The organism is Bacillus sp. FSL K6-1338, assembly GCF_038006965.1.
GTDB lineage: Bacteria > Bacillota > Bacilli > Bacillales > Bacillaceae_G > Bacillus_A > Bacillus_A thuringiensis_S.
In genome coordinates this window covers 1,319,753-1,332,825 of the sequence record NZ_JBBOWI010000001.1, presented here as the reverse complement: position 1 = coordinate 1,332,825, position 13,073 = coordinate 1,319,753, and the positions used below count along the sequence as shown (strand labels likewise).

Below are 13,073 nucleotides of genomic sequence, written 5' to 3'. Positions count from 1 at the left end.
CATGAGCAGGGTTCAGAAAACCCTGCTCATCATGTCTCACTTTTTATATTAAACGGTACAAGCCACACACTCTTCCACGCTTAATTTACGTGTTCTCGTATAATACAGACTCTTTAAGCCTTTTTTATGTGCATAGATGTAGTAACGTGCTAATTCACGTGTTGAAATATCACTATTAACGTAAAGAATTGTACTAATTCCTTGATCAATATGTTCTTGAATTTCTGCGATTAAATCAATTAATTTAAACTGATTCATATCGTAAGAAGATTTATAGTACCAGAACGTATCTTTTGATAAATACGGCATTGGATAATATGTTGTCGCGTTCGCATATGTTCTTGATTCGATTTGACTTACGATCGGCATTACGCTTGAAGTTGCATTTTGAACGTAACTGATTGATTGTGTTGGAGCAATGGCAAGACGATATGAGTTGTATAAACCATTCTTTTGCACTTGCTCTTTTAAACTTGTCCAATCTTCTTTTGTCGGAATATGAATTCCTTCAAATAGTTGCTGAACTTTTTCAGTTACTGGGCTGTAATCTGTCGTTTCATACTTTTCGAAGTATGTGCCATTCGCATAATCAGATTTATCGAAGTCTTTAAATGTCTCGCCTTTTTCTGTAGCGATTTCCATACTTTTCTCAATAGAATAGTAATTTAACATCATAAAGAATGTACGAGCGAATTCTTTCGCTTCTGCACTTTCATAAGCGATTTTATTTTTTGCTAAATATCCGTGTAAGTTCATTGCTCCAAGTCCAACTGAATGAAGCTCGTCATTTGCTTTTTTCACAGTTGGTGCATTCGGAATAATCGTCATATCAGAAACAGCTGTTAAAGCTTCCATTCCCGCATGAACTGCTTCACGAATTTCTTTATTTTCCATTACGTTTACGATATTTAACGATCCTAAGTTACAGTTAATATCACGACGGATAATGTCATCTGTACCGTAATCATTTATTTCTGAAGTTTCTTGAAGCTGGAAGATTTCTGTACATAAGTTCGACATCTTCACAGTTCCAATATCCTTCAATGGATGTTGATTATTTGCATTTGATTTAAACATTAAGTATGGGTAACCAGACTCAAGCTGAATCATAGCGATTTTAATAAGCATATCACGTGCACTAATATCTAGTGGCTTCTTCTTCACTTTCGGATTGCTCATTAATTCATCGTACATTTCATCAATGTCAATATCATCTAAATGCTTGCCATATTCTTTATAAACCGTATAAGGCGCGAAAACATGGAAAGGTTCGTTTTTCTCAGCAAGCTCAAAGAACTTACTTGGAACGATAATTCCGATTGATAGAGACTGAATACGGCTCTTCTCATCGGCATTTATTTTTTTTGTATCAAGGAATTCAATAATATCCCAATGGAAAATGTTTAAATATACTGCGCCGGCACCTTTTCGTTGGCCAAGCTGATTCGCATATGAAAACGAATCTTCAAGCAATTTCATAACAGGCACTACACCACTTGCAGCGTTGTCGATACCTTTAATTTGCTCACCACGTGCGCGTAGCTTAGATAAGTTTAAGGCTACTCCCCCGCCGATTTTCGATAATTGCATCGCAGTATTAATGTTAAAGCCAATTGAATTTAAGCTATCGTCCATCTCTAACAAGAAACAAGACACCATTTCTCCTCTTCTGCTTCTTCCCGCATTTAAAAAGGTTGGTGTCGCTGGTTGGTAGTTTTGTTTTACAATCATGCTTGCGAATTGTTTTGCCTTCGAAACATCACCGCGTCCTAAGTATAATGACACAATTGCTACACGATCTTCATAGCTTTCTAAGTATTGTTTTTGATCATTCGTTTTTAACGCATAATCTTTGTAGAACTTAGATGCTGCCATATAAGATTGGAACTCGAAGTTTTCACCATAAGCGATGTTATATACTCCCTCTACTTCCTCCAAGCTATACTCGTCCAGAACGTTGTAATAGTAATCATGTTCTTTCATATACTCCATTCGCTCTGCCACGCTATTAAAAGGAACGGTATTCTCTCTAGCTTCTTCCATAAAGACTTCTAATGCCTCTTTATCTTTATGAAGCTGATAAAAACCGTCCTGCATTTGCGTGATTTCATTATTCAGTTCAATGTGTCGCAATCTCCCGCACCCTTTCCTTAAAATATTCTACATCGTTATTTGTTCCAGATAACTCAAATTTTGATACAATAGGCACTTCATATTTAGTAGAAATCTTGTCAGCACTTGCACCGAACATGTCTCCCCAGTTACGATTGCCGCTTGCAGATACGCCTTTTAATTTTTCATTATTGCGCTCTAAAAAGTCTAAAACACGTTCTGGTACATTGCCAAAACCTGTTGTATACGTAATAAGAATAAAGTCTTCATCTATTACTAGATCTTCATCAATTTGAACGGCCGGCATATTTAATTTGTGAATGAAACGCTTCACGTTTCCTGTCATAGAATCATATGCAACTAACATTTCCGACCCTCCCTCTCAAATCTATATTCTCTATATGTTGTTCTTGATTTCTCTATATATTGTATTACGTTTCAAAATAAGACACAAGATATATGTATAAATTCTTTCTTTTTTTAACTTTTACTTTTCGACATGATAGCCGTTTTTTTTCAATACAATGACTATGAAACAACATTCTAAAACTCATGTCAATAAAGTGCTTTTCAAAAAAGTTGTCAACGAATTTAATCTTATTTTAAAAAAAGTTAACAATATATTTTGTCATAAAACGGTAGATGCTGAAGAAATATATTTCTCCAGCATCACGCAAAAAAGAACAGATATGAAACTATAATCTGCTCTAAAAAACGATTACATTTATCAAATTTACCTTATTAAATATATTATACATATACTTTCGTTTTTCGTTACATACTAAAAGATAACTATTATAGAAAAAGATTATTATTATGGAACTTCAATTTATTTATGAAAAGTTTATTCAGAGTGCTCAATACGCAAAATATCTTTTACAAATATGTGATGTGGATTTTCATCTTTATCAAGCATTGTACATACAGGAGCTTCTTCATCAAAGTATACAATCATTCCTTCTACGTACTGATATGTATGTTGAACTTGTACAGTTACTTTAATTTCTATCGCTTCTTCATATGCTCTTTTTATTTTCTGAAGCATTTTTGCTGAACATTTTCGTTTCTCTGGATACATAACCATTCCCATAAATCTATTGCCGGCTCTATCTTTCCACATATAATCCCAATGTGGTAAAATGCCTTGTTTAAAATCGCCCATAATTCCCCTCTCCTTTATCTTTTATTTATCCCGCATTAAACGTTCGATTGGTGTCGGCTACTAATCAGTGAGGGATGCCCTGCTGATCAAAATTCCCCTTTATGAACGTGGCGTTTCTGAATATGTATAAATCACTTGCCCGCCTCGTTGTGCGTTACCAATGAAATGCTTAAAGTCTTCTCTATTTACAACAACTTCTCTGAACGTATAAAATACATCTTTCGTAACAACATACTCCGTTATTTCACCATTTTTCAGCTGATCTAAAATTGTATTTGCTAATTCTTTATCCATGTATTTCACCTCTCTGCAATATTTTATTTTATCGTATATTCTATAGGTCAACAACTGTAAAATTATCCCGCTATTTGCAGGCGGTCCGATTGGTGTTGGCTACTAATCAGTCGTGGAATGAACAAAAGTCTTACTGATTAACGTTTCATTTTATCTCGTTGTTATGCCATGATTTTATTTTCGTTATTTCGCAAACAATATCGTTTTACTATATGTCCACTAAATATCATATACTAACATAGCTACTTCTCTATATCAAACATTTCGGCATTCAATTATGCAAAGTTCCATACCACTATGCTACAATATACAAATAGAACTAGGAGGGATACTATGATTCGGAAAGCAAAAAAGACAGATGCACTGGCAATAGCTCCTTTATTGTATAATGCTCTGCATGAAATTGCTGAAAAAATCACAGGTAGCACAGTTAAAGCAGAAGTATTACTAGGACTTGAGACATGGTTCTCAAAAGAAAATAACCGTCTGAGCTACGAAAACTGTTTTGTCTATGAACAAGACGAGAGTGCAGTTGGAATTATTGTCGCTTATCACGGTAGTGAAGCAACACAGCTTGACGCACCAATTGTACATCACTTAAGAGAATTACATAAAGATGAATCAATTACGTTAGAAAAAGAAGCTGAGCTTGATGAGTATTACATTGATACATTATCAGTTTCAAGTGCACACGGCGGAAAAGGTATAGGTTCTAAATTAATTGAAGCTGCCGAAATCTATGCAACTGAAAAAGGGCATGAAAAAATCGCTTTACTTGTTAATTTAGAAAACACACGCGCCTATTCACTATACGAAAAGTTAGGTTATAAAAAAGATGAAATTGTTATGCTAGTAGGCGAACCTTATGCTCATCTCGTAAAAACATTAAACGTCAAAATTTCTATATCTTAAAAAGAAAGCACACGATTTATATAAATCGTGTGCTTTTATGTTAAATTCGTATTTAATATATTTCCATCCATCGCCTCGTGAAACGTATATGTTGTACATCCCCATGGCTTTCTATGCAAAATAGGAGAACCAGACCATCCCATTGCCCTCAGCTCCGTTCCAATCATCGAATTAAAATACTTATGACCTACAAGAGCAATACTTCCATGTACGAGAGCATAACGATGTAACAGGTAAGCCGCTTGCCTTGCCCTCTCTCTTACTTCCTTATAAGACTCAACATCTTTATGGTAGCCAAGTATCCATAATGTTCGTCCAATGAACATCCATACCTTAATTGTGCATTTCAACCACTTCGGAGCAAAAAAGCATGAAGGAACTTCAGCTTCTCTAAAAAGAGAATTTTGCATAAAAGATAAAGAATCTGTCAATTCAGCTGCTGATTGTACAGCACGCCTTTGATCACTTGTTAAGACAAATTTCGCTGCTTCAATTGCCTCTATTGTTTCTATCGGCATTTTAGCTTTTTGTATCATTGATTCGGAATCATACTGTTTCATCCATTCGTGAAATGAATTAATTGTCATCGGTTCTCTTATACGACCTAAACAACCATGACGAATAAAAGAAATCTTCATTCTTTTCACTCTCCATTCATCACTTACGAACTCTATTATGCACTAGTTCTAAATATCATACCACGCAAGAAAAGAAAGTTATATACCTTTACATCTCCCCACCACTATCATGTGTTATCGAAGCATGGGTACCATCCATCCCATCAAAATATGTATTCGTATCATATTGACGAATCTTTTTTAAATGCATATAAGAAAATAAAAATAAAATTAAAGCAATAACACTCCCCACAAATTCAAACATCATTTTACCGCCTCTAATTTCTCCCACTTCAGCAGGTTATTCTACTTTTTCATTATACCTCGATATAAAGATTTCCGCATTTTTGCTATTTTTTCAAATAACATGGATTTTCTACATATTTTCTTACAAAAAGTGAATTTTTTTCGAATTTTTACTTTGGAAACATTTACAAAGTAGGAAATATGGTTCAAAATAGGAGGAAATAAAAAAACCCAAATTTATTCTTTTTTTGGGAAAACTGTAACAAGGAGAGTTGCTTATGCAGATCGCAGAAACTGGAGATATCATCGAATTTAAAGGTGGAATGCAAGGCCGTGTTCAAAAAGTAAATCAAAACTCTGTTATTGTTGATATAACAATTATGAAGAATTTTAGAGAACTAGATATGGAACCTCTTACAGTTGTAAGTCATAAAAACTATACTGTCATTAATCAAAATGCATAATATAATAGAAAGAAAGGGCCTGTATAGTATACAGGCCCTTTCTTTCTATTAACGATTATCAATTGTTTCCGGATATAGATCGTGGTTCATCATGCGGTAGTCAGCCATTTGTTCATACTTCGTCCCCGGGCGACCGTAGTTGCAGTATGGATCAATTGAAATGCCACCACGTGGTGTAAATTTCCCCCATACCTCAATGTAACGTGGATCCATTAATTTAATTAAATCGTTCATAATAACGTTCATGCAATCTTCGTGGAAATCACCATGATTGCGGAAACTAAATAAATACAACTTTAAAGATTTACTCTCTACCATTTTTTGCTCTGGAATATAGCTAATATAAATTGTTGCAAAATCTGGTTGTCCTGTTTTCGGACATAAACTTGTAAATTCAGGACAATTGAATTTTACAAAATAATCACGGTTTGGATGATTATTATCAAATACCTCTAATATTTCTGGGCTATATTCAAATAAATATTTTGTATTTTGATTTCCTAGTAATGTTACATCTTTTAAATCTTCATCTAATCTTCCTGTCATTTTAAACATCCCTTCTCATTATACGCCGCGTTTATTTCCCCATACTAACGCATGAAGCTGGGGCAATACTTTTGCATCATTCATCTCTTTACAATTTACAGCTTTATCAATCAGCCACTCATACTTATCTAATAATTTTTTAATAAGCATTGCATCATCCACTGTTTTTGTATCATCGTTTCCTACTTGCAAGAAAAATGGTACATCTGGATAACGTTCGTGCATCTTAACTGCATATTCAAAATCATGATCATCGAATACTACTACTTTTAAACTAATATCTTTTCCTGCTAGTTTCTGAATAATAGCATCTAACTTCTGAAAATCTGTTTTCATCGTCGAACTTGGTGGTTTTGGAGAAATTGTTACTTCATCAATTTGAAGTAACCAATCTTGCCATTTACTCCCTTGAGTTTCAATTGCCGTCCGCATTCCATTTTCTTTTAATATAGAAAGAAGAAACTCAATATTTTTCAGCAATGCCGGATTCCCGCCTGAAATCGTAACATGAGAAAATTTTTCTCCTCCAATTGCAACAAGCTCATCCCAAATATCTTCTGCTGTCATCTGTCTAATTTGATTTTTAGCTGATCCATCCCATGTAAAAGCAGAATCACACCAAGCGCAGCTATAATCACAACCAGCCGTACGGATAAACATTGTCTTTTGCCCTACAACCATTCCTTCACCTTGAATAGTCGGACCAAATATTTCTAAGACAGGGATTTTACTCATCGAGCATCCACTCCCGTCTTACTTCCGCATAACTAGTCGGCGTCTCAAATAGACGAACAAATTCTACGCGAGCTCCTTTATATTCGTTCACTCGATTCTCTTTAGTTAGTGCCTCTGCCATCTTTTCATAAATCCAAACGACCATATTTTCAGCAGTCGTATTCATTGCAGGTAACGTTTCGTTTAAATAACGATGATCTAAATAAATTTCGATTTCATTCTTCCAAATCTCTTTTATATCACCAAAGTCAATTGCAAGTCCTATTTCATTTACATATCCACTAATTCCAAATACAACTTTATATGTGTGACCATGTAAGTTTTTACATTTCCCTTCATAACAGTGTAAATGGTGTGCTGCATCAAATGTAAATTCCTTGCTGACCATTACTCTTTTATTATGGTATTTGAGCTGTTTACGCTGAATATCCTTGTCCATTTTTTGCAAATTTTCTACGATGCGAAATCCAAAGAAATTATCCATTAGTTGTTCGCTCCTTCGCGTTCTTGTAGGTACGTATCTAATCCTGCTTTACGAAGTTGGCACGCTGGACATTCACCGCAACCATCACCAATGATTCCGTTATAACATGTTAATGTTTTTTCTCGAACAAACTCAAATGCTCCAAGTTCATCTGATAATTTCCATGTTTCAGCTTTATCAATCCACATAAGTGGCGTGTGAATGACAAACCGGTAATCCATGGATAAATTTAAAGTAACGTTTAACGATTTCACAAACACATCACGGCAATCTGGATAACCACTGAAATCAGTTTCACATACACCCGTTACAATATGACGTGCTCCAACTTGTTTTGCTAATACAGCAGCAAATGATAAGAAGAGTAAATTTCGTCCATCTACAAATGTCGATGGCAATTCACCTTCTTCATGTGTAATCTCCATATCCGTTCTCGTTAACGCATTTGGAGCAAGTTGATTTAATAGACTCATATCTAGTACCGTATGCTTTATTCCTAGCTCTTTTGCAATTTTCGCTGCACAATCAATTTCTAGCTTATGACGTTGATTGTAATTAAACGTTACAGCTTCTACCTCTGCAAACTGCTCTATTGCCCAAAATAAACATGTTGTACTATCTTGTCCTCCACTAAAAACAACAACTGCTTTTTCTTTTTTCATTTCACTCATTCTCCTTCTCTACTATAAATAAGAAGAAAGAACGCTCTTGAACTGTCACAATAAAAAAACAAAACAATACCTAAGGATATTGTTGTTTCCATAGTTTTTTATAGAGGGAGTTCGCGAACCTCTCCCGCGCGGTGCACGGAATTTCTTCTTTCATTGACACAGCTTATTGTAACATATTGTATACTAGCGTAAAAATTTCTGATTTTTCCGCTATTTATTATTTCATTTCTTTCATTTTATAGTATGATTAATTTAATATAAGAAGAGAGGAGGCATCCCACTGAAATCCTTTATTATTTATCTCTTTTTAAATATATTATTCATCCTTATTACAATGCTCGTATATCATTTATTTTGGAATCAAAAAGGGAAACGCTCTCCTAAATTAAATTCAGCTATATTTATTGTATTGTGTTGCCTCGCTACCGTACTCTGTATTACATTTGCAGCAAAAACAAATAATGGTTTTCAATTTGATATGCGCCATATTGTATTAATTGTCGGTACATTAACGGGAGGGCCTATTGCTGGTGGTTCTATCTTAGTTGTATTAAACATATATCGCTTACTATTAGGTGGGGTAGGTGTTTTCCCATCTCTTATCGGTTCTGTTCTTCTATTTATTGTTCTACTATTAACATATAAATTTTTCAATCGAACTTCTAATCGTATAAAAATAACACTTGCTATTATCTACAGTCTCACATACGGATTTAGTTGGATACCTTTCTTTCTTTCAAAGGTTACAAATAAGACTGATTATATACCGCATATTATTGTATATGAGTTATGTTCAATGCTTGGTACGATCCTAATTTTATATTTACTACACATATTACAAACTCAAGTTCGTCTCCAAAACGAACTTATAAATGCTGAAAAGTTTCATTTAATTGGTGAAATGGCAGCGTCTATCTCTCATGAAATTCGCAATCCATTAACTTCAACGAAAGGGTTTTTACAACTGTTACAATCAGATACATGCACTGAGCAGGAACGAAAATTATATATCGACATTGCCATTAACGGCATCGAACAAGCAAATCATGTTCTTACAGATTATTTAACTTTTGCCAAACCAAGCATTGAAAAAGAACAAACATTACAGTTAGAAGAAGAATTACTACATGCATTGTCGTTAATTACACCGCTTGCTAATTTAACAAATGTACGTACTCATTATATAAAGCAAAGCACTTCTTTTTTTATCGCTGGAGAAAAACAAAAACTAAATCAATGTTTATTAAATATTTTAAAAAATTGCATTGAGGCTATGCCAAAAGGCGGTGATCTTTATTTCACATTAGTTCCTGATCATAAGCATATTCAGTTATATATAAAAGATACAGGAATCGGTATGGATTCAGAACAAGTAAAACGTCTTGGTTCGCCTTTCTATTCAACGAAAGAAAAAGGCACTGGACTTGGAATGATGGTCGTATTCAGTGTTGTTCAAGCTATGAACGGAAAAATTGATATTATAAGTGAAAAAGGAATCGGTACAACCTTTTTATTAACTTTTCCACTCATACAAAAAACGTGATGAAATAATCATCACGTTTTTTCTGTTCCTTCAACTAATTCAGCAAAAGCTTTCACTTTTCCGTGCGGTTGTTGATTTTCTTTACGCGCTTTCCAGGCGCGCTCCTCTTCTCGCTTCTTCTTAGACATATTTTTTCAACTCCTTCTTTTCTTTCTCCATGTAGTATTCCAAAATAAGAAAGAAAACTATGCACATATCAAAAAAGAAGTGGTTTCCCACTTCTTCCACTTTAGCGTTGCAAAATTGCATGTTTCGCCTCTTTTAACTGCGTAAGATGTCTTTGTTCATGCAAATCAAGAAATTGAACCCATTGATACAAATTCAGATCATTAAAAACAGGATGCTTTAATCCATTTTCAAATAGATCTTTTTCATCTATAACACTATGAAGCGCGTGTAATAGTTCTTGTCGTGAATGTTCTAGTAATTGAATTCCTTGCTGTTTTTTCATTAAAGTTTCTGTTGGTTGCATTTGCTGAGGAGCTTCTCGTTTATGTGTGCGATCAAGCGTAAGTTGGAGGTCTTTAAATGGAGTCATGTTTCTTTCGTTTTTTTGTAAAGCATATACAAGGGCAGACGTGACAGATTGTTCAACTAAATGCAAGTGGTGTAAAATTTGAGTAATACTCCATTTATCACGGCGTGGCTTTACATTCACTTCTGTATCATTTAACATTTCAATTTCTGATAATAGCGTGCTTCGGGTAGACTGTAATGAGTTTACTAAACTTTCTAAACTCACATCCATATTAGATTGAAGCATACTTGTTCCCCCCTTTTGTTGGTGAAAAGAGGTGCTCCTTATTAGAAACACCTCTTTAGTATTCTGAATTTTCTTTTATTATCTCATCATTTTCCCATTATGTCGATGTTAAACATGTGAAAAAAAGCGCATGTTTTTTACAATTTTGTGTCGTCAATCGCATGTAACCATGCTTCAATTTCTGTAATAACACTTTTCACACAGCCTTCAGCAAATGGTGATGTTAAATTTGCAACTTCTACTAATTCTAAGAACGATTTACTTCCACCTTGTTGACACAGATTCACATAATCTTCCCACGCCTCTTGTCTATTATCTCTTGCACGTTTCCAAAATTGTAGCGCACAAATTTGAGCAAGCGTGTAATCAATATAATAGAAAGGTGAACTATAAATATGCCCTTGACGTTGCCAAAAACCACCGCGCTCTAAATAATCATTATCTTCATAATCACGATGCGGTAAGTATTTCTTCTCTATGTTACGCCATGCTGTCTTACGCTCTTCAGGTGATGCTTCAGGATTTTCATATACATAATGTTGATATTCATCAACTGATACGCCATAAGGTAAAAACAGAAGTGCTGAACTTAAGTGAGAGAAGTAATATTTATCTGCATCTTCTTCAAAGAATAGCTTCATCCATGGCCATGTAAAAAATTCCATACTCATAGAGTGGATTTCACACGCTTCATATGTTGGCCAATTATATTCTGGAATTTCAAATTTACGACTTTCATATACTTGGAAAGCATGACCTGCTTCATGTGTTAATACATCAATGTCACCAGATGTTCCATTGAAGTTTGAGAAAATAAATGGCGCTTTATAATTCTCAATATATGTACAATATCCGCCACCAGCTTTTCCTTTTTTCGCAACTAAATCTAATAAATCATTATCTAGCATGAAATTGAAAAATTCATCTGTCTCAGCCGATAACTCTTTATACATCGTCTTTCCATGATCAACAATCCAATCCGCATCTCCTTTTGGAGTTGGGTTCCCTGTAGCAAACTCAAAGTTTTCGTCGTAATAAGCTAACTTCTCTACACCGATACGTGCTTGTTGTCGCTTTCTTAATTCCGTTGTAACGGGAACGATATAATCCAGCACTTGCTGACGGTAATTAGCCACCATCTCCGCATTATAATCTGTACGGTACATTCTTGCATATCCAAGTTCAACAAAGTTTTTGAAACCTAAAGATTTTGCGATTTTCGTTCTCACTTTAACAAGCTCATCATAAATACGATCTAGTTCTTCCTCATTTCCAGCTAAAAATCCGTAGTATGCTTCACTTGCTGCTTTACGTTCGCTTCTTTCTTTTCCTTGCATAAACGGAATCAGTTGCGATAACGTTCTTTCTTCTCCAGCAAAGTCAATTTTTGCAGATGCTAATAACTGTGTATATTGCGACGATAATTTATTTTCTAATTGTAAATCTTTCACGACTTCATCTGAATATGTTTTTAAATCACATTCTGCTAGAGCAAATAATTGTTTTCCATAATACGCCTCTAATTCTTCACGAAATGGAGAATTAATGAGTGCCTTATAATATTTTGTACCATATCCTTGTACAACTGGAGAGAATTCATCAAAGAAATCCTGCTCCTCCTTATAAAAAGTATCCGTCGTATCAACAGAATGGCGAATGTAACAAAGGTTTCCCATTGTACCAAAATCGTTGCGAATTTCATTAATTGAATGAATGACTTGTTTTTGTTCTTCTACAGTTTTTGCGTTATCAAACTTCTCTAAAGCAACAGTAAATTTCTCTTTTAACTCTTCAATATTTGGGCGTTTATATTCATAGTCTTTAAATGACATGAACGAGCCTCCTCTCCATTGCATACCTTTACTATAATTCAATACGTATTCCCGAATTCCCTCTTAATTTTCAACAAAATTCGGCAGTTACTACCCTGAGTTCATTGCAAATAAAAAAGCCTTGGATTTATTTATCCAAAGCTCCTTTGGAACATATTATTATTTTTCATACTTCCCAATTTTTTTTAATAGATCAAGTAATTCATCTTTTTCATCTTTCGTTAACATTTCAAAAGACCGATGTATAACTTTCTCATGCCCCGGAAAAATAGAAGCAATAAAGTTCTCGCCAGACTCAGTTAATTGCGCGTAAATAACACGTCTGTCATTCGGGCATGGGATTCTCTTTACTAATCCCTTTTTCTCCAGCTTATCTACAACATATGTAATGCTGCCACTGGCTATTAAAATGCGCTCACCAATTTGCTGGAGTGGTTGACCGCCTTTATGATATAGCAGTTCTAATACAGCAAATTCCGTTGGATTTAACCCGTTACTTTGTATAGATTTATTTGTAGTATCCATAACAGAACGATGTACACGAGATAATGCAATAAATACTTTTAAAGATTGAGAAATATCTTCTCGTTCATTATTTGATGTCATACAACTTTCAACCCTTCACTTAAATTCTCAGCAATAAAAAGAAAATGCCACTTCATACTTCATGTGAATTCCGAATGAGCATTCAC

At 34.5% G+C, this 13,073-nt stretch carries 17 protein-coding genes and 1 riboswitch; of the genes, 3 read left to right on the top strand and 14 right to left on the bottom strand.

Annotation, left to right across the window (positions count from 1 at the left end):
• Positions 1–48: 48 nt before the first annotated feature.
• From nrdE to NZ044_RS07000, 4 genes are all read right to left on the bottom strand, one after another.
• Complete coding sequence (gene nrdE, locus NZ044_RS07015) at positions 49–2,133, bottom strand: class 1b ribonucleoside-diphosphate reductase subunit alpha (RefSeq protein WP_001215843.1); 2,085 nt, start codon at positions 2,131–2,133, stop codon at positions 49–51.
• Positions 2,120–2,479 (bottom strand): class Ib ribonucleoside-diphosphate reductase assembly flavoprotein NrdI, encoded by a 360-nt coding sequence (nrdI, locus tag NZ044_RS07010; protein ID WP_000959447.1) that lies wholly within the window; start codon positions 2,477–2,479, stop codon positions 2,120–2,122. Before nrdI ends, nrdE begins: the two co-directional genes overlap by 14 nt.
• A 477-nt stretch (positions 2,480–2,956) precedes the next feature.
• Positions 2,957–3,274: a hypothetical protein gene (locus tag NZ044_RS07005; protein WP_000502199.1), complete on the bottom strand. Its 318-nt coding sequence runs from the start codon at positions 3,272–3,274 to the stop codon at positions 2,957–2,959.
• Positions 3,275–3,373: 99 nt separating this feature from the next.
• Positions 3,374–3,568 carry a hypothetical protein gene (locus NZ044_RS07000; RefSeq protein WP_000356686.1) on the bottom strand — a complete coding sequence of 65 codons (195 nt, stop codon included), beginning with the start codon at positions 3,566–3,568 and terminating at the stop codon, positions 3,374–3,376.
• Between the two features lie 333 nt (positions 3,569–3,901).
• On the opposite strand from NZ044_RS07000, the gene NZ044_RS06995 reads away from it, so the two are divergent.
• A complete protein-coding gene (locus NZ044_RS06995) occupies positions 3,902–4,480 on the top strand; it encodes a GNAT family N-acetyltransferase (protein ID WP_000619541.1) in 579 nt (192 codons plus the stop codon).
• A 35-nt stretch (positions 4,481–4,515) separates the two neighbouring features.
• Here the strand turns inward: NZ044_RS06995 and NZ044_RS06990 are convergent, their stop codons facing one another.
• Both NZ044_RS06990 and NZ044_RS06985 read right to left on the bottom strand, forming a co-directional pair.
• On the bottom strand, positions 4,516–5,118 hold the full coding sequence (locus tag NZ044_RS06990) for a phosphoglycerate mutase (protein WP_000703092.1): 603 nt from the start codon (positions 5,116–5,118) through the stop codon (positions 4,516–4,518).
• An 88-nt stretch (positions 5,119–5,206) separates the two neighbouring features.
• Entirely contained in the window at positions 5,207–5,362 is a 156-nt protein-coding gene (locus tag NZ044_RS06985; RefSeq protein ID WP_002083105.1) for a hypothetical protein, read from the bottom strand.
• 259 nt (positions 5,363–5,621) lie between these two features.
• Between NZ044_RS06985 and NZ044_RS06980 the strand changes: the two genes are divergently transcribed.
• On the top strand, positions 5,622–5,807 hold the full coding sequence (locus NZ044_RS06980) for a YkvS family protein (protein ID WP_001165082.1): 186 nt from the start codon (positions 5,622–5,624) through the stop codon (positions 5,805–5,807).
• A 48-nt stretch (positions 5,808–5,855) separates the two neighbouring features.
• Here NZ044_RS06980 and queF read toward each other — a convergent pair whose 3' ends face one another.
• From queF to queC, 4 genes are read right to left on the bottom strand one after another with little or no spacing between them, the layout of a single operon-like run.
• On the bottom strand, positions 5,856–6,353 hold the full coding sequence (queF, locus tag NZ044_RS06975) for a preQ(1) synthase (RefSeq protein ID WP_001986050.1): 498 nt from the start codon (positions 6,351–6,353) through the stop codon (positions 5,856–5,858).
• Positions 6,354–6,371: 18 nt separating this feature from the next.
• A complete protein-coding gene (queE, locus tag NZ044_RS06970) occupies positions 6,372–7,088 on the bottom strand; it encodes a 7-carboxy-7-deazaguanine synthase QueE (protein WP_000036303.1) in 717 nt (238 codons plus the stop codon).
• Positions 7,081–7,572, bottom strand: a complete 492-nt coding sequence (gene queD, locus NZ044_RS06965) for a 6-carboxytetrahydropterin synthase QueD (RefSeq protein ID WP_000368414.1) — start codon at positions 7,570–7,572, stop codon at positions 7,081–7,083. The genes queE and queD overlap by 8 nt, the downstream gene beginning before the upstream one ends.
• Complete coding sequence (gene queC, locus NZ044_RS06960; protein WP_016097975.1) at positions 7,572–8,234, bottom strand: 7-cyano-7-deazaguanine synthase QueC; 663 nt, start codon at positions 8,232–8,234, stop codon at positions 7,572–7,574. The genes queD and queC overlap by 1 nt, the downstream gene beginning before the upstream one ends.
• Positions 8,235–8,327: 93 nt before the next feature.
• Positions 8,328–8,371: riboswitch (PreQ1 riboswitch) on the bottom strand.
• Between the two features lie 206 nt (positions 8,372–8,577).
• Between queC and kinB the strand changes: the two genes are divergently transcribed.
• Positions 8,578–9,786 carry a sporulation sensor histidine kinase KinB gene (kinB, locus tag NZ044_RS06955; RefSeq protein ID WP_002083096.1) on the top strand — a complete coding sequence of 403 codons (1,209 nt, stop codon included), beginning with the start codon at positions 8,578–8,580 and terminating at the stop codon, positions 9,784–9,786.
• An 11-nt stretch (positions 9,787–9,797) separates the two neighbouring features.
• On the opposite strand, the gene NZ044_RS06950 is transcribed toward kinB, so the two are convergent.
• The 4 genes from NZ044_RS06950 to NZ044_RS06935 all read right to left on the bottom strand — a co-directional run bounded on the left by NZ044_RS06950 (position 9,798) and on the right by NZ044_RS06935 (position 12,987).
• Positions 9,798–9,914, bottom strand: coding sequence for a DUF6254 family protein (locus NZ044_RS06950; RefSeq protein WP_000038355.1), 117 nt, complete (start codon positions 9,912–9,914; stop codon positions 9,798–9,800).
• Positions 9,915–10,015: 101 nt separating this feature from the next.
• Complete coding sequence (locus tag NZ044_RS06945; RefSeq protein WP_000941975.1) at positions 10,016–10,549, bottom strand: DinB family protein; 534 nt, start codon at positions 10,547–10,549, stop codon at positions 10,016–10,018.
• Between the two features lie 137 nt (positions 10,550–10,686).
• Complete coding sequence (locus NZ044_RS06940) at positions 10,687–12,381, bottom strand: M3 family oligoendopeptidase (protein WP_000008576.1); 1,695 nt, start codon at positions 12,379–12,381, stop codon at positions 10,687–10,689.
• A gap of 159 nt (positions 12,382–12,540) precedes the next feature.
• A complete protein-coding gene (locus NZ044_RS06935) occupies positions 12,541–12,987 on the bottom strand; it encodes a MarR family winged helix-turn-helix transcriptional regulator (protein WP_000203339.1) in 447 nt (148 codons plus the stop codon).
• Positions 12,988–13,073 lie beyond the last annotated feature (86 nt).